At 62.5% G+C, this 15,526-nt stretch carries 13 protein-coding genes; 8 read left to right on the plus strand and 5 right to left on the minus strand.

What is annotated here, in order from left to right:
• Nucleotides 1-15: 15 nt before the first annotated feature.
• Together JIN81_RS05460 and JIN81_RS05465 are read left to right on the plus strand one after the other, a co-directional pair.
• A complete protein-coding gene (locus JIN81_RS05460) occupies nt 16-408 on the plus strand; it encodes a BlaI/MecI/CopY family transcriptional regulator (RefSeq protein WP_267907958.1) in 393 nt (130 codons plus the stop codon).
• Nucleotides 409-411: 3 nt separating this feature from the next.
• Complete coding sequence (locus JIN81_RS05465; protein WP_200277432.1) at nt 412-1,317, plus strand: M56 family metallopeptidase; 906 nt, start codon at nt 412-414, stop codon at nt 1,315-1,317.
• A gap of 39 nt (nt 1,318-1,356) precedes the next feature.
• On the opposite strand, the gene JIN81_RS05470 is transcribed toward JIN81_RS05465, so the two are convergent.
• A complete protein-coding gene (locus JIN81_RS05470; protein WP_267907959.1) occupies nt 1,357-2,787 on the minus strand; it encodes an SLC13 family permease in 1,431 nt (476 codons plus the stop codon).
• 69 nt (nt 2,788-2,856) lie between these two features.
• A complete protein-coding gene (locus JIN81_RS05475; RefSeq protein ID WP_200277436.1) occupies nt 2,857-3,345 on the minus strand; it encodes a hypothetical protein in 489 nt (162 codons plus the stop codon).
• A 233-nt stretch (nt 3,346-3,578) separates the two neighbouring features.
• On the opposite strand from JIN81_RS05475, the gene JIN81_RS05480 reads away from it, so the two are divergent.
• Together JIN81_RS05480 and JIN81_RS05485 are read left to right on the plus strand one after the other, a co-directional pair.
• Entirely contained in the window at nt 3,579-6,806 is a 3,228-nt protein-coding gene (locus JIN81_RS05480; protein ID WP_200277438.1) for a DUF1553 domain-containing protein, read from the plus strand.
• Nucleotides 6,807-6,817: 11 nt separating this feature from the next.
• Nucleotides 6,818-8,278, plus strand: coding sequence for a DUF1501 domain-containing protein (locus JIN81_RS05485; RefSeq protein WP_200277439.1), 1,461 nt, complete (start codon nt 6,818-6,820; stop codon nt 8,276-8,278).
• A 127-nt stretch (nt 8,279-8,405) separates the two neighbouring features.
• Here the strand turns inward: JIN81_RS05485 and JIN81_RS05490 are convergent, their stop codons facing one another.
• Nucleotides 8,406-9,230, minus strand: coding sequence for a hypothetical protein (locus JIN81_RS05490; protein ID WP_200277441.1), 825 nt, complete (start codon nt 9,228-9,230; stop codon nt 8,406-8,408).
• A gap of 122 nt (nt 9,231-9,352) precedes the next feature.
• Here JIN81_RS05490 and JIN81_RS05495 point away from each other — a divergent pair, with 122 nt between their 5' ends.
• On the plus strand, nt 9,353-10,306 hold the full coding sequence (locus tag JIN81_RS05495) for an SMP-30/gluconolactonase/LRE family protein (RefSeq protein ID WP_200277443.1): 954 nt from the start codon (nt 9,353-9,355) through the stop codon (nt 10,304-10,306).
• A gap of 102 nt (nt 10,307-10,408) precedes the next feature.
• Here the strand turns inward: JIN81_RS05495 and fusA are convergent, their stop codons facing one another.
• Together fusA and JIN81_RS05505 are read right to left on the minus strand one after the other, a co-directional pair.
• Nucleotides 10,409-12,532, minus strand: a complete 2,124-nt coding sequence (gene fusA / locus JIN81_RS05500) for an elongation factor G (RefSeq protein ID WP_200277445.1) — start codon at nt 12,530-12,532, stop codon at nt 10,409-10,411.
• A 253-nt stretch (nt 12,533-12,785) separates the two neighbouring features.
• Nucleotides 12,786-13,238 (minus strand): Dps family protein, encoded by a 453-nt coding sequence (locus JIN81_RS05505; RefSeq protein ID WP_200277447.1) that lies wholly within the window; start codon nt 13,236-13,238, stop codon nt 12,786-12,788.
• A gap of 130 nt (nt 13,239-13,368) precedes the next feature.
• Between JIN81_RS05505 and JIN81_RS05510 the strand changes: the two genes are divergently transcribed.
• From JIN81_RS05510 to JIN81_RS05520, 3 genes are read left to right on the plus strand one after another with little or no spacing between them, the layout of a single operon-like run.
• Nucleotides 13,369-13,773, plus strand: a complete 405-nt coding sequence (locus JIN81_RS05510) for an RbsD/FucU domain-containing protein (protein WP_200277449.1) — start codon at nt 13,369-13,371, stop codon at nt 13,771-13,773.
• Complete coding sequence (locus tag JIN81_RS05515) at nt 13,773-14,585, plus strand: sugar phosphate isomerase/epimerase family protein (protein WP_200277450.1); 813 nt, start codon at nt 13,773-13,775, stop codon at nt 14,583-14,585. The genes JIN81_RS05510 and JIN81_RS05515 overlap by 1 nt, the downstream gene beginning before the upstream one ends.
• The gene (locus JIN81_RS05520) at nt 14,582-15,520 is read left to right on the plus strand and encodes an aldo/keto reductase (RefSeq protein WP_200277453.1); all 939 of its coding nucleotides are present in this window, start codon (nt 14,582-14,584) and stop codon (nt 15,518-15,520) included. The genes JIN81_RS05515 and JIN81_RS05520 overlap by 4 nt, the downstream gene beginning before the upstream one ends.
• Nucleotides 15,521-15,526: the final 6 nt, after the last annotated feature.

Here is a 15,526-nt window from a genome sequence, read left to right on the forward strand (position 1 = left end):
CCAGCGGGAGCCCGTATGGTGCCCGGCGTGAGCAAGTCGCCGAATCAGTCTTTGGCCCGCCGGGAGCGACAGGTGATGGACCTCCTATATCAGCTGGGGGAAGCGTCTGCGCAGGAATTGCAGGAGCGCCTGCCCGACCCTCCGAGTTACTCTGCCGTCCGTGCCCTGCTGGCCACCATGCACGAGAAGGGACTGGTCACCCACCGCAAGGAGTCCCGCAGGTATCTTTACAAACCGTCGGTCTCCGAGAAGACCGCGAAACGGTCAGCCCTGAACCAGCTGCTGAGCACCTTCTTCGAGGGTCGACCTGAGAAGCTGGTCGCTTCGCTGCTCGACCCGCGCGACCAGAACCTGAGCGACGAGGAAATCGCCAGTATTCGCAAGTTGATCAAGAAGCAGAACTCCTGAGCCATGCACACCTCAGCCATTCTCTTTTCCATCATCGCTGCCGCCGTCGCATGGCTGGTGGGCCGTCGCGACACCGCCTTCGCACCGCGTCTGACCGCGGCGGCTCTCGCCTTGCTCCTCGCCACTCCAGTCCTCTCACTGCTCCCCAAATTCCACATTCTCCCCCCCGTCTCGGAGACCATGCCAGCCGAAGCGGCCGGCGGGCCCGACCTGTGGATGATTCTCTGGCTCACAGGCGTAGGCATCTGTGGCCTGCGCCTCACACTCGCCGGACTTCAGCTGGTGCGCTGGAGAAAAAGCTCCCGACCCGTCGAAACGCTTTCCCTCGGACAGCGGAGCATCGAGGTGAGGACCCGGGCCGGCTTGGCCGGACCCCACGCCTGCGGCATCTTCCGCCCGCTGATTCTCCTTCCCGAAGAAAGCACCCACTGGCCCCACCGGGTTCGCAGGATGGTCATCGATCACGAACTGGCCCACCACCGTCGTCGCGACCCCCTCTGGCGCCTGATCGCAGAGGTCGCCTGTGCCATCCACTGGTTCAACCCGCTCGTCTGGTGGCTGGCCCGCCACCACGCGATCCAATCCGAGTTCGCCTGCGATGCCATGGTCGTCCTGAACGGAGCGCGCGCAGATCACTACGCGGAAGCCCTCTGCGACCTCGCCGTTCCGTCTCCTGCCATGACCCTCGCGCCATCGCTCAACCAAGCGTCCGGCCTCGAACAGCGGGTGGTGCGATTGATGGAACCCAGGACCCATTTCTCACCTTGGCTTGCCACCGGCCTCGCCGTGCTTGTCCTGTGCATCGGCACCGCCATGGTGTTGCTCCGGCCCATCCCGGGCGGGGAAACTCCCACGCCCACCGAGGTCCACCTTCGCCACACCGCCGACCCCTTTCCGGCCAACCCATGAATGGTTGACCCAGGTCGGAAATCCCGGCGCGCTACGTAGTCAGGAAATCAGCTTCAACCAGAACACGATCAGCGGAGCAAGCGCACCGATGATCACCCCGGGAAGGATGAAGTCCTTGGTCGCAATCCGGCCGGTGCTGTAGGCGATCGCATTCGGAGGCGTCGAGATCGGCAGGCACATCGCACACGAGCAACCGACGGCGATCGAGATGATCACCAGGCGCGCATCCTCGACTCCCACCACACTGGCCCCCAGCGGAATCAACAGCGCGGCGGCCGCGGTGTTGCTCATCAGGTTCGAAAGCACCAATCCAACGAGCGCAAAGACCGCCGCAATCCCGATCGGAGGAAGGTTCGTGGGCACCTGACCGGCAAGCCATTCCGCCAGCCCCGTCTCCTTGACGCCCACCCCGAGCGAAAGACCACCGGCGAGAAGCAACAGCACGTCCCATGGCAGCTCGCGCATGTCATTGGGCACCATCACGCCGCTCACCGCCAGCACCACGATCGGCACGAATGAAACCACGGATGCCGGAAGGTTGAACATGCTGCCGCCCATCCACAGGGCCACCGTGATGGCAAACACGCCCATCACGATGAAACGGTGGCGCAGTTGGCGGTCATCTCCTCCCACCGCGGCATCCAGTTTGGCATCCCCCGCCGACTCACCGGAAATCCACAGCTTCCAGATCAGGCCGTAGGCCAGCGCCCCGAGCGCCAGTGCGGGTGGAAGCGCCACGCCCATCCAGCCGACGAAGCTGAGCTTCGCCTCCTCCGGCAGCTGGCCGGCCGCAATGGCGTTCGGTGGCGTACCGATGATCTTACCGATACCACCGAGGTTGGCCGCCACCGCCACCGAAACAATCAGACCGCGCGCAAGTCGGCTGTCTTTGGGAAGCCCGGCGATCACAGGAGCCGTCACCGCCACCATCATGGCTGCCGTCGCCGTGTTCGACATGAACATGCTGAAAACAAAGGTGACCCCCATCACCCCGAGAACCAGCAGAGAAGGTCGCCCGACGAGCTTACCCAGGAACTTGCCGGCGAGCCATCGGTCCAGCTGCGTCTTCGAACACGCGTGCGCCAGCACGAAGCCCCCCAGGAACAACCACATGATGGATGACGACCAGGGTTCCACGAACATCAGCCACGCCTTCGTGTCCCCTTCCGCCGCGAATACTCCCCCCGGTTGGCCGAGCACGGCAATCTGCAAACCGATCACCAGCAGGGCGACCGAGAACGCCGGCATGGCCTCGGATACCCAGAGTGCTGCTGCGAACACCATGATCCCGAGCGATGCCTGACCGGCAGCACTAAGGTCATCGTACCAACCGAGACCCAACAGGCCCGGTCCCCAAACAACAAGTGCGGCCAAAAGGCCGCACCCAATCGTTTTCCTGATTCCTCGTCTCTCGCTTCGATCAAATGATCCTAGGATCCGGGCGGACTGTGCGCGGGTGTCAAGAGCCATGCCGGGAACATGATCGACCGGAGTTCCAGCAACAAGACGCAAGGATGTGCATCAATTGACGGAATGCCGTCAGGAATTGCGCATCGACCGCAACAAGTCCTCCACCAGCGCCGCCTCGTCCGGCCAGCCTCGCAACGCGAGGGCCTCGATGACCCTCGGCACCGACGGGATCACCAGATCCTCCATCTCAATCTGCCGGAGATCCCGCGGGAACAGGTCGGGATCAAGGATCGTTTCCCCAAGGTGAAAACAGGCCCACGCACGCCACGATCTCACCTCCGACCTGGCCCCACTCATCCGCGTCGCCAGATGCTGGAAATGCCTGACCGGGTTTCCAAGAAAAGCTCCATCAAGATCCCGACCAAGCATCCACACCAACGCCCGATACGGAGCTGGAAACTGCGTCAATGCCACCTCATCGCCGATCAGATCCGCCGACCATGCCTTATTGAGTTGAAGAATCGCCTGTGCCGGTTTCCGCCCGACCCAGAGCGACTGCGCATACGCCAGAGCTGCCAGATAGAAGTCAGATCGACGGTCCTCGCGAAAGCGGACCATCGACGACGCCAGCAGAGGGCCGCGGTAAGCCGGCAAATGAGGGCACGGAGGGAACGATTCCCCGGCATTCGGGATGGAGGCCATTCAAACGCCATCCAAGTTCCCAAATTCAGGCTGGCAACCATGAAAGAGCCAGACGAGCGTCCGGGTAGTCTTCCCAGGCTGATAAATCACCTTTTCCGTCAATTTTCTGCCTTTTCCACCCTTCAATCTGCGATTTCATACCATTCCTCATGAGACGACTCTCTTCCATCGGACTGGCTGCCGTGACCGTGCTGCTGAGCCAGTGCAACGAATCCGAGCCGATCGCAACGCTGGACAGTGCGACCCCCACCGCACCCGTGCCCGTCAGTGCGCCCGTGGAAGTCACCTTCAACGAGCACATCCAGCCGATCCTGTCGGAGTACTGCTACCATTGCCACGGTCCGGATGAAGGCACCCGCCTGCCCGAAGACGAGCCGCTTCGACTCGATCTGGCCGAGGGCGCGTTCGCACCCCGTGAGAACGGGAAACCCGTGATCATCAAGGGAGACGCCAAGGCGTCCCTGCTCGTCAAGCTGCTGCACTCCACGGACGAGGATACCGTCATGCCCCCTCCGGAGTCTCACAAGTCCCTCAATGCCGAGCAGATTGCGCTGCTCGAGGCATGGATCGATCAAGGGGCCGAGTTCCAGGACCACTGGGCCTTCATCCCCGTCGAGCGCCCCGCCCTGCCGGAGCCCGACAGCGAGTGGTCCAAGCAACCCATCGATCAATTCATCGAGGCCGAGCTGGCCGAGCACCAGCTCCAGCCCAACGACGACGAAGACCCGGCAAGGCTCTACCGCAGGCTCCACTTCGACCTCACCGGGCTACCGCCTTCGCCGGAAGACGTCACCGCCTTTGAAGCCGCGGCCGCTCAGGGGCTGCAACAAGCCACCGAAGCTGCCGCGGACCGCCTGCTCGCCACCACCGCCAGTGCCGAGCACTTCGCCCGCCATTGGCTCGACGCCGCCCGCTATGCCGACACCCATGGCATCCACATCGACAACTACCGCGCCATCTGGCCCTACCGCGACTGGGTCATCGAGGCCTTCAAACAGAACATGCCATGGGACCAGTTCACGATCGAGCAGATCGCCGGCGACATGCTGCCTGAACCAACCCTCGACCAACTGGTCGCCACCGGCTTCCACCGCTGCCTGCCCACCACCGGAGAAGGCGGAGCCATCGCCGACGAATACCTCGCCATCTATGCGCAGGACCGCACCGACACCACCTCCGCCGTCTGGCTCGGCCTGACCATGGGGTGCGCCGCATGCCACGACCACAAGTTCGACCCGATCTCGATGAAGGACACCTACTCCTTCAACGCCTTCTTCCGGAACACGCCGATGTCCGCGCTCGATCGCAACAACGCCGAGCACCCGCCCAACATCTTCGTCCCACTGCGCCAGGACCGCACCCGGAACGAAGAGCTCAAGACCGAACTGGCGACCGCACAGAAGGAACTCAAGGACCGGAGGAAGGCGGCGACTTCCGATTTCGAGCGCTGGTCCGAGTCGGCCGTGATCGAGGTCACGAACGAGATCGATTCCAGCTTGAGCGTCCACCTCCCGCTGAATGGCGACCCCGAAAACCTCGAATTGATCGTCGATGGAGAGTCCACGAGCAAGCCAGCCAAACTGGATCAGGTTGAAGCTCCGTTCGGACAAGCGAAACTCGTCAGCAACAAGGCGATCGAACTGGGTGACCATGCCTCGTTCTCCCGCTCCGACCAAATCACGTATGGCGGATTCATCCGCATCGAAGGAAAGCCCACCGGGGCAGTGATCGCCCGCATGGATCCCGGAAACAAGTTCCGTGGCTGGGACTTCTACCTCCAGAAAGGAGCTCCTGCAGGCCACGTCATCGATCAATGGCCCCACGCCGCCAGCAAGATCGCCGCCAACAAACCACTCGCCGAAGCCAAGTGGCATCACGTGATGATCACCTTCGATGGCACGAAGTCCGGGCATCAGGCGCAGGCCATCTACATCGATGGAAAGCGGGTGCCCGCCGGAGTTACGCCGAATACCGTAGGGGGAAACATCGAGACCGAGGTCCCACTCCGTCTCGGCTCCCGTCACAACAACGACTCGAAGCTCCAAGGAGGAAAGGTGGCTCTCCAGGATTTCCGCTTCTATCGCCGTCTCCTTCCCGAGAGTGAAATCGCGAGCCTCGCCAGTGGCACCATGCTCCAGACGGTCCTTGCCATTCCGGCAGCCCAACGCAGTGACACCCAGAAGAAGGCGCTCTACGATTACTACCTGAATTCCATCGACGAACCGTCACGAGTCCTCCGCACCCGCATCAATGCCATCCAATCCGAACAGGCGGAGATCAAGAAGCGAGGCTCCGTCTCGCTCATCATGCGCGAGAAGAACGAGGAACCATACGCCCATATCCTGAATCGCGGCGTCTATTCGGACGTCGGCGAGAAGGTCACCCCGGAAACGCCGGCATCCCTCCCGCCGATGCCTGCCGATGCTCCACGCAACCGACTCGGCCTCGCACGGTGGTTGGTCGCCAAGGACAACCCGCTGACCGCACGGGTCACCATGAACCGCCTCTGGTATCAACTCTTCGGCACCGGCATCGTCGAGACTGTCGGCGACTTCGGCATCATGGGGGCCCGCCCGAGCCATCCAAGACTGCTCGATTGGCTCGCCAGCGAGTTCATGGATTCAGGGTGGGACTACCGCCACATGGTCAAGACCCTCGTCACCTCCCGAGCCTACCGCCAGTCCGCCCACGCCAGCCCGGACAAGCTCGAGATCGACCCGGCCAACCGCTTGGTTTCGCGCGGCCCACGCTACCGACTCGATGCCGAACAGATCCGCGACCTCGCGCTGGCAGGATCCGGGCTCCTCTCCGGGAAAGTCGGGGGACCTCCGGTCAAGCCCTACCAACCGGAAGGCATCTGGTCGGCCGTGGCCATGCCCCAATCGAACACCCGCAATTACAAGGCGGACACGGGCGAAGCCCTCTACCGCAGGTCCATCTACACCTTCTGGAAACGGACGGCACCCCATCCCGCCATGGAGATTCTCAATGCCCCGACCCGGGAGGTCACTTGCGTCCAGCGGGAGATGACGAACACCCCGCTTCAGGCCTTCGTCACCCTCAACGATCCACAGTTCGTCGAGGCCTCGCGACACCTCGCCGAGCGCGCCATCCGCAGCCATCCCGAGTTCGACGCCCGCGCCGACTTCATCACCCAGCGTCTCCTCGCCAGAACCCTGGAGGACTCCGAACGGCCCTTCGTCCGGCAAACCCTCGACGCCGCCAACCAGAGCTTCAGCACCGATCCGGAAGCCGCCAAAGCACTCATCTCCACCGGGGAAACCCAACCCGATGCCAATCTCGACCCTGCCGAACTGGCAGCATGGACGCTGGTCGCCAGCCAGATCCTCAACTTGGACGAAACCCTCAACAAGTAGCATCCATTCCGATGAACTCCCTTTTCGACTACAACTCCGCGATCAACCGGCGCCAGTTCTTCCGCAAGAACGGGACCGGACTCGGCATGGCCGCACTTGGTTCGCTTCTTGGCCGACAGGCATTCGGATCGAGTACCCCCACTCCGGACCTGGCATCACTCCAGCACTTCGCCCCCAAGGCCAAGCGGGCGATCTACATCTCCCTCATCGGAGCCCCATCGCAGCTCGACACCTTCGACTACAAGCCCGAGCTCAAGAAGCGCTTCAAGGAGGACCTCAAGGACTGGCTCGCCGACCAGGGCGAGCGCCTGACCGGCATGACCTCCGGACAGGCCGCATTCCCTCTCGCTCCCTCGATCTTCAAGTTCGAGCGGCACGGACAGTCCGGTGCCTACGTCTCCGAGCTCCTGCCGTGGACCGCCAAGATGGTCGATGATCTGTGCATCATCAAATCGATGCACACCGAGGCCATCAACCACGAACCCGCGAACCAGCTGATCTACACCGGTTCCATGCAGTCGGGCAAAGCATCCATCGGCTCGTGGCTCTCCTACGGCCTCGGCAGCATGAATGAGGACCTCCCCACCTTCGTCGTCCTCCATGCCACCCACACCTCGCCCTACGCGAACGTCCAGGCCATCTCGGCAAGGCTCTGGGGATCCGGCTACCTCCCGGGCAAGCACGCCGGCGTGGCCTTCCGCTCCAAGGGCGATCCGGTCCTCTATCTGAAGGACAGCCCGGGCATCTCGCGCGATCTGCGCCGCTCGATGCTCGACGGTCTGAACGCGATGAACCAGAAGACCTACGAAGCCGTGGGAGACCCGTCGATCCAGACGCGCATCCAGCAGTACGAAATGGCCTTCCGCATGCAGGCGAGCGTCCCCGAGCTCGCCGACTTCTCGGACGAACCCGAGCACATCCACACGCTCTACGGTGAAGATAGTAAGAATCGGGGCACCTTTGCGAACTCCGCGATGATGGCCCGCCGCCTGTTGGAGCGCGGCACCCGCTTCGTCCAGATCTTCCACCGCGGTTGGGACCAGCACGGCAACCTTCCCCGCGACCTACGCTCCCAATGCAAGGACGTCGACCAGGGAGCCTACGGGTTGATCCAGGATCTCAAGCAACGCGGCATGCTCGAAGACACACTGGTCGTCTTCGGCGGTGAGTTCGGCCGGACGGTCTACTGCCAGGGAGGACTCAGCGAGACCAACTACGGCCGGGACCACCACCCCCGCTGCTTCTCCCTATGGATGGCCGGAGGCGGCATCAAGAGTGGTCAGGTCTACGGCGAGACCGATGAGATGAGCTACAACATCGTGGAGAACCCGGTGCACATCCGCGACCTCCACGCGACCATGCTCCATCAGCTCGGTCTCGACCACCAACGCCTCACCTACAAATTCCAGGGACTGGACCAGCGCCTCACCGGCGTGGAGCCCGCCAAGGTGGTGAAGGACATCATCGCCTAACAGACGTTCTGCCCACGGAATCCGGAACGGCAGTGCTTTCCGCTCACACCCGGTCGGTCTTCACCCCTGAAGCACCGCTACCCTCGACCAGCCCAATGGGGCAAGCCGGCCTCGGTTTCCGGCGTCCTCAGGGGACGATGAAGAACTTCCGCTCGGAGAGGTCGAAGCGGGGGTCGGCGACCAGCGTTCCACTGGGCACCCCCTTCACATCGACGAAGCGGTTGTTGTAGGGACTGCGGACGAAGCCATCCCAGTCGTTGACCCTCTCGGCCGTCGGGAAGTCGCCACTCAGATCGATGCCCGACAGATCGGAGCCACCCCCCTGTTTCTTTTTCTTCCGCTCATCGAACCAGGTGACGATCGGCAACACATACTTCTCCTTCTCCGGCTCGGCCGCGGGGGCTTGAGCGACGGCTTCCTGCGGAGCCGGGGCCTCCTGGGCATCACCGGCCTGCTGGGATTGTTGCTTCTGCTTCTTCCGGTCATCCCACCACTGGCTGAAGGTACGACGCTGGTTTCCGCTTTCGGCGACCGGCTGCTGCGGAGCTTGGGCCGCAGGTTGGGGTGCCGATTCCGCGACTTGAGGTTCTGCGGCGGGTTGCTGCGACTCGCCGGCGGACTTCTTGGCCCTCCGCTCGGCCCACCATTCGGAGACCGTTTGACGGGATCCGGAGTCAGCCGGAGCAGTGGCCGGAGCCTCGGGCTGCGCGGCGGCCTCTGGGGCTGGCTGGGATGCCGGAGCCGGCTCCTCACCTCCACCCGCCCGCTTCTTCGCCCAGTATTCCTCGAACTCACGCTGAGTCTTGGCCGCGGCGGCAGCCGGGTCGTTGCTGCCCTCTGTTCCGGAAGATGACGGAACCATCCCGCCCGTGCCACAAGCGGCAAGAAGACCCCCGGCCACCAGACCGAGCGCGAGACGTCCACCGCATTTCCAGATCAAAGAACAATTCATGGTGCGCAGATCGAGTCCATTCTCCCCCGGATGATCAAGCATATTCCCCGACGTGCCTTGAATCCCGGATTCCCGGCTGGTCCCGACGCTGCCCTCGTGGCAATTTCCACAAGACCCTCACCATGCTTCGTCCATTTCTCTCACTCGCCCTCATCGGCTCGAACTTCGCGGACACCATCGAGCGCCTCGATCCCGCTCTCGACGCGATCATTCCCCCAAACGCCGAAGTCGAAACCCTGTGCACCGGGCACGACTGGGCAGAAGGCCCCGTCTGGGATCAGCAAGGCCAGCGCCTGCTCTTCTCCGACGTCCCACGGAATACGATCTACCAATGGAAGGAGGGCATGGAGCAGGCTGAAGTCTGGATGAAACCCTCGGGCTTCACCGGCATCGTCAAGAACCGCCGGGAACCCGGATCCAACGGTCTGGCCTTCGACTCGGCAGGACGCCTCGTCTTCTGCGAACATGGGGACCGCCGGGTCTCTATCCTCACTTGCCAGGGAGGAAAGCGGACGCTCGCCGATTCCTACCAAGGCAAACGCTTCAATTCCCCCAACGATCTGACCTTCGCCAAAAATGGCGACATCTACTTCACGGATCCACCGTACGGGCTCCCCAGGAAGGACCAGAAGGCATTTCAGGAGCTCCCCTACTGCGGGGTATTCCGGCTCACTCCCGAGGGAAAAGTCACGCTCCTCGACCAATCGTTGGAACGCCCCAACGGCATCGCCCTTTCCCCCGATGAGACCCTTCTCTACGTCAACAATTCGCACGGCCCCCGGCCCGTGATCACCGCCTTTCCGGTCAAGCCGGACCACACGCTCGACACCGGCCGCGTGTTCTTCGACATGAAAGGGCTCGATGGTCCGGGTTCGCCGGACGGGCTCAAGGTCGACCCGCAGGGCAACGTCTTCACGACCGGCCCGGACGGACTGCTCATCATCAACCCGGAGGGCAAGCTGATCGGACGCGTCCGCTGCGGCCGGGCCACCGCCAACGTCGCCTTCGGAGATGATGGCAGGTGCTTGTTCCTCACTTCCAAGGACCGCCTGCTGCGGATTCAGCTGAAGCCGTAGTCGCGGCGACGTCGGGCGCTCTCCTACCAGACCCAACGACCAAAGAAAAACCCGTCGCCCTTTCGGACGACGGGTTTTGTGATTCTTCAACGAGCGGTCGGCTTACTTGCCGGCACGCTTCTCTTCCTCACGCTTCTTCGCGTCGGCGATCACCTCCTCGGAGATGTTGCGTGGGCAGGCTGCGTAGTGGCTGAACTCCATCGAGAACTGGCCACGACCGGAGGTCATGGTGCGCAGGTCACCGATGTAGCCGAACATTTCGCTCAGCGGAGCTTCGGCCTTGATGCGGACACCGGTCGGTGTCGGATCCTGGCCCTGAATCATGCCCCGGCGGCGGTTGAGGTCGCCGATCACGTCACCGACCTTCTCTTCCGGACAGAAGACATCGAGCTTCATCATCGGCTCGAGGATCTGAGGTCCGGCCTTCGGCATCGACTGGCGATAGGCAGCCTTGGCAGCGATTTCGAATGCCACGGCCGAGGAGTCCACGGCGTGGAAACCACCGTCCGAAAGGATCACCTTGAAGTCCAAACATGGATAGCCGGCAAGCGGCCCCTTCTCGATGGAACGCTCGAAGCCCTTCTGGACGGCTGGGATGTATTCCTTCGGCACGTTGCCGCCGACCACGGTGGATTCGAAGATGAATCCTTCACCCGGCTCACCAGGTTCGATGGTGTAGTCGATCTTCGCGAACTGACCGGAACCACCCGACTGCTTCTTGTGGGTGTAGCTGTCGCTGATCGGCTTGGTGATGGTTTCACGATAAGCCACCTGCGGGGCTCCCACTTCGACCTCCACCTTGTGAGTGCGCTTGAGGATGTCCACCTTGATGTCCAGGTGAAGCTCGCCCATGCCCTTGAGGATGGTTTCGCCGGTTTCCTCGTCGGTTTCGACGCGGAAGGACGGGTCTTCCGCCACCATCTTGCCAATGGCGACACCCATCTTCTCGGCGTTGGCCTTGTCCTTGGCGGACACCGCCACCGAAATCACGGGATCCGGGAAGACCATCGGCTCAAGCGTGGCCGGATTCTTCTCGTCGCACAGCGTGTGACCGGTCTGAACATTCTTCAGACCCACGATGGCGATGATGTCGCCCGCTTGGGCGGAATCAATCTCGGTCCGGTCATTCGCGTGCATCTCCACCATACGTCCGATACGCTCGGTCTTGCCGGTGAAGCTGTTCAGCACGGTGTCACCCTTGTTGACCGTTCCCGAGTAGATCCGGGTGAAGGTCAGGGCACCGAAACGGTCGTCCATGATCTTGAAGGCAAGACCGCGGAATGGACCCTTCGGGTCGACGACCGCGAACTCGCCGGTCTCGTTACCTTCGGCGTCCACTTCTGGTTGGGCGGGAACTTCAGTCGGGCTCGGCAGGTAATCCACCACCGCGTCGAGAAGGTTCTGCACACCCTTGTTCTTGAATGCCGAACCACAGTAGGTCGGGAAGAAGTCGAGGGCGATCGTGCCCTTGCGGATGCACTTCTTGATGGTGGCGATGTCAGGCTCGTTGCCTTCAAGGTAGGCTTCCATCACTTCGTCGTCCTGCTCCACGGCAGTTTCGATGAGCTCGGCGCGGTACTGCTCGACCTTGTCCTTCATGTCCTCAGGGACATCCTTGATCTCGTAGTTCTCAGGCTGGCCGGAGTCATCCCAGATGAAGGCCTTGCGCTCGAGGAGGTCGACGACCCCCACGAAGTCACTTTCCGTGCCGATCGGAAGAACCATGACAAGCGGCTTGGCACCGAGCACGTTCCTGACCTGATCCACCACGCGGTAGAAGTCAGCGCCGATCCGGTCGAGCTTGTTGACGTAAATGATCCGGGACACCTCGGATTCGTTGGCGTAGCGCCAGTTGGTTTCCGACTGAGGTTCCACCCCGCCGGATCCGCAGAACACGCCGACGCCACCGTCGAGCACCTTCAGCGAACGATACACTTCCACGGTGAAGTCAACGTGGCCGGGTGTATCAATGATGTTGAAGCGGTAGGGTTCGCTCTTCCACTGCTGGTCCTTGCCGGGCCAGAAACAGGTGGTGGCAGCCGACTGAATCGTGATGCCGCGCTCCTGCTCCTGCTCCATGAAGTCGGTGGTAGCCTCACCGTCGTGAACCTCACCTTGCTTGTGAATTTTACCCGTGAGCTTGAGAATACGCTCAGTTGTCGTGGTCTTGCCGGCATCGACGTGGGCGAAGATGCCGATGTTGCGGTATTTAGTGAGGTCCGTCATGGCGTCGGTAGTGGTTGATTTCGAAGCGATCAGCTCGCAGAGCCGCGAATTGCTATCCACCTCGACGGATTTGGCAACCCCGGACTCCGGAAAATGGGCCATTTTCGAGGAACATGCCGCTGCCACCCCCGGTGCAGCAAAGAAATCAGCCGGAGATCCCCTTTGTGGAAGGGACGTCCGGCTGGCGATTTCGGACCGTCGGCGCGCAACGACACGCCGACCAACGGTCCACTCGGCGGGAGATTCCGCCTGCTCAGTTCCCGAGGAAGGAGCGGAGCATCCACAGAGTCTTCTCGTGCACCTGCGTGCGAGCAATCATCAGATCCTCGGACTCGTGGTCGGATGCCTCCGCCGCGGCGGCCCGCGCCTTGCCCAGGTCACCGACCAGCTTCTCATTGGCGCGGATCAGGTGGGCCACCATCTCCTCCGCGGGTGCATCCTCGGCAATCTCGGCGATGCCGGACATCTTCGCCAGAGTCTCCAGACCTCCCGGCGCGAGGCTCCCCAGGGCCCGAATGCGCTCCGCGATCTCATCCGTCGCCACAAACAACTCGGTGTACTGAGCCTCGAAGGCATTGTGCAGGGTGAAGAAGGACGGACCACGCACGTTCCAGTGGCAGACATGGGTCAGGCCGATGATGGCATAGCAGTCGGCAACGACCTGGCGGAGGGCTTCTACAACGGGAGTCTTGTCTAGATTGCTCATTACCACCCTACGTCGAACGCATCCCCGGCCCTGTCAACCGATCGCTTGGTGGAAGCGACCCCGGGAGCACTCCAACGACGCCCCCCTCACAGACTCCCCTTGCGTTGCCGAGCTACCCGGTGGCACGATCATGCCCATGATCCAATCCGGCATCCTGAATCCCCACGTCCTCGATCTGGTCGCACGCATCCGCCACACCAACACCCTGGTGATCTCCGACTGGGCCTTCCCCTTCTGGCCCCAGATTGAAACCGTGGACATCAGTCTAACGCATGGCATCCCCACCGTCCTCGATGTCCTCGATCTGCTGAAACAGAACTTCAAGATCGGCCAAATCTGGCAGGCCGAGGAGTTCACCACCAACAACTCGGCGGAAACCATCGCACGCTTCGACAGCAGCTTCGCGGAAATCCCCGACATTGCCGTCGCTCGGCTGCCCCACATCGATTTCAAGAAGCAGGTCCCCCAGGCGATCGGACTCATCCGCACCGGCGACCCGACTCCCTACGGCAACATCATCCTCGAGTCCGCCTGATGAAAACCGCCATCACCCTGAGCCGGGTCGAGGAAGCCGCTTCCGGCCCCTTCGTTTTTCATCAGGAACTGCCCGACGGCTTCGCCCGGGCGGCCCACCATGGCTACGACTCCGTCGAGCTGTTCCTCCCGGGACCCACCGCCGTGTCGGCTTCCGAAATCAAGACCCTCCAAGAGGAACACGGGCTCGGCATCGCCGCCGTTGGCACCGGTGCCGGACTTGTCAGACACGGGCTCTCGCTCACTGATCCGGATGCAGGCATTCGCCAAGCCGCCCTCCAGTTCATTCAGGAGATGGTTGAACTGGGCGGGAGTCTCAAGGCTCCAGCCATCCTCGGATCGATGCAGGGAAAATGGGGTGGCACAATCCGCCGCGAGCAGGCGCTCGATTGGCTCGCCGAGGCCTTGGCCACGATCGGTGACACCGCCTCCAAGCACGGCGTGCCCTTCATCTACGAACCCCTCAACCGCTACGAAACGAACCTGCTGAACCAGGTTGGGCAAGCTGCGGAGTGGATCACGGAGCTCGGACTCCAGAACATCGTCATCCTCGCCGACATGTTCCACATGAACATCGAGGAAACCGACATGGCCCGCGCCATCCAAAACGGTGGCGACCTCATCGGCCACGTGCATTTCGCCGACTCGAATCGCCACGCCATGGGATTCGGTCACAGCCAGCCGCTTCCCGTGATCGAGGCCCTCAAGGCGATCGGCTACAACGGCTACCTGTCCGCCGAGATCTTCCCCCTGCCCGATGCCGACCAGGCCGCGGCCCAGACGATTCAAACCATCCACACCCTCCTCTCATGAACACGCGCCCCTTGGGAAAATCCGGAATCCAGCTCCCCGTGCTTGGCTTCGGCGCCTCATCGCTGGGCCAGGAATTCCGGCAGGTCCGGCTCGATGAAGCCCTGGAGGCGGTCCACACCGCCCTCGATCTCGGGATCAACCTCATCGACACCTCGCCATTCTACGGTCGCGGCATGTCGGAGGTTCTGCTCGGCGTCGCCCTGCGCGATGTCCCCCGCGATACCTATCAGCTCTGCACCAAGCTCGGCCGCTACACCGACCGCCACTTCGATTTCTCCGCCCGCCGTGTCGAGGAGTCCGTCCACACCTCGCTCCAGAGGCTGGGCACCGACCATGTGGAAATCCTGCTCCTGCACGATGTCGAGTTCGTCCCGCTCCCGCAGATCTGGGAGGAAACCCTGCCCGCCGTGCTCAAGCTCAAGGAGCAAGGAAAGGTCCGCGCCGTCGGCTTCTCCTGCTACCCGATGAAGACCTTCCATACCGTCCTCGACCACGTCGCCGACGAGATCGACTGCATCCTCTCCTACAACCGCTACACACTGCAGAACACCACTCTGGTCGACCAGTTGCTGCCCCGGTTGAAGGACAAGGGCCTCGGCGTGATGAATGCCGGACCCTTCTCGGCACGCCTGCTCACCCGCACCGGACCACCGGAGTGGGTGAAGGAACCGGATGATGTGAAACAAGCCGCCGTCGCCGCCACGAAGCTCTGCGACGAGCACGGCGTCGACATCGCCCAGCTCGCCCTCCAGTTCTCCTGCGCCCACCAAGACCTCGCCACCTGCATCGCCGGATCCGCAAATCCCGACAATGTCCGCAAGTGGGCCGAATGGATCGATCAGCCGATCCCGGAAGACCTCCTGCGGGCCGTCCGCCTGATCTTTGAACCCGTCTTGAATCAAGGCCACCAGGAAGGGCTTCCCGAGAACAACTGACGCTCC

The organism is Haloferula rosea (assembly GCF_016595525.1).
Lineage (GTDB): Bacteria > Verrucomicrobiota > Verrucomicrobiia > Verrucomicrobiales > Akkermansiaceae > Haloferula > Haloferula rosea.

Excerpts from the sequence above, each read along its gene's own strand:
- JIN81_RS05495 (WP_200277443.1), top strand. The coding sequence starts at position 9,353 with ATGCTTCGTCCATTTCTCTCACTCGCCCTCATCGGCTCGAACTTCGCG.
- JIN81_RS05510 (WP_200277449.1), top strand. The coding sequence starts at position 13,369 with ATGCCCATGATCCAATCCGGCATCCTGAATCCCCACGTCCTCGATCTG.
- JIN81_RS05505 (WP_200277447.1), bottom strand. The coding sequence starts at position 13,238 with ATGAGCAATCTAGACAAGACTCCCGTTGTAGAAGCCCTCCGCCAGGTC.
- JIN81_RS05485 (WP_200277439.1), top strand. The coding sequence starts at position 6,818 with ATGAACTCCCTTTTCGACTACAACTCCGCGATCAACCGGCGCCAGTTC.
- JIN81_RS05515 (WP_200277450.1), top strand. The coding sequence starts at position 13,773 with ATGAAAACCGCCATCACCCTGAGCCGGGTCGAGGAAGCCGCTTCCGGC.
- JIN81_RS05465 (WP_200277432.1), top strand. The coding sequence starts at position 412 with ATGCACACCTCAGCCATTCTCTTTTCCATCATCGCTGCCGCCGTCGCA.
- JIN81_RS05490 (WP_200277441.1), bottom strand. The coding sequence starts at position 9,230 with ATGAATTGTTCTTTGATCTGGAAATGCGGTGGACGTCTCGCGCTCGGT.
- JIN81_RS05460 (WP_267907958.1), top strand. The coding sequence starts at position 16 with ATGGTGCCCGGCGTGAGCAAGTCGCCGAATCAGTCTTTGGCCCGCCGG.
- JIN81_RS05475 (WP_200277436.1), bottom strand. The coding sequence starts at position 3,345 with ATGGTCCGCTTTCGCGAGGACCGTCGATCTGACTTCTATCTGGCAGCT.
- JIN81_RS05520 (WP_200277453.1), top strand. The coding sequence starts at position 14,582 with ATGAACACGCGCCCCTTGGGAAAATCCGGAATCCAGCTCCCCGTGCTT.
- JIN81_RS05470 (WP_267907959.1), bottom strand. The coding sequence starts at position 2,787 with ATGGCTCTTGACACCCGCGCACAGTCCGCCCGGATCCTAGGATCATTT.
- fusA (WP_200277445.1), bottom strand. The coding sequence starts at position 12,532 with ATGACGGACCTCACTAAATACCGCAACATCGGCATCTTCGCCCACGTC.
- JIN81_RS05480 (WP_200277438.1), top strand. The coding sequence starts at position 3,579 with ATGAGACGACTCTCTTCCATCGGACTGGCTGCCGTGACCGTGCTGCTG.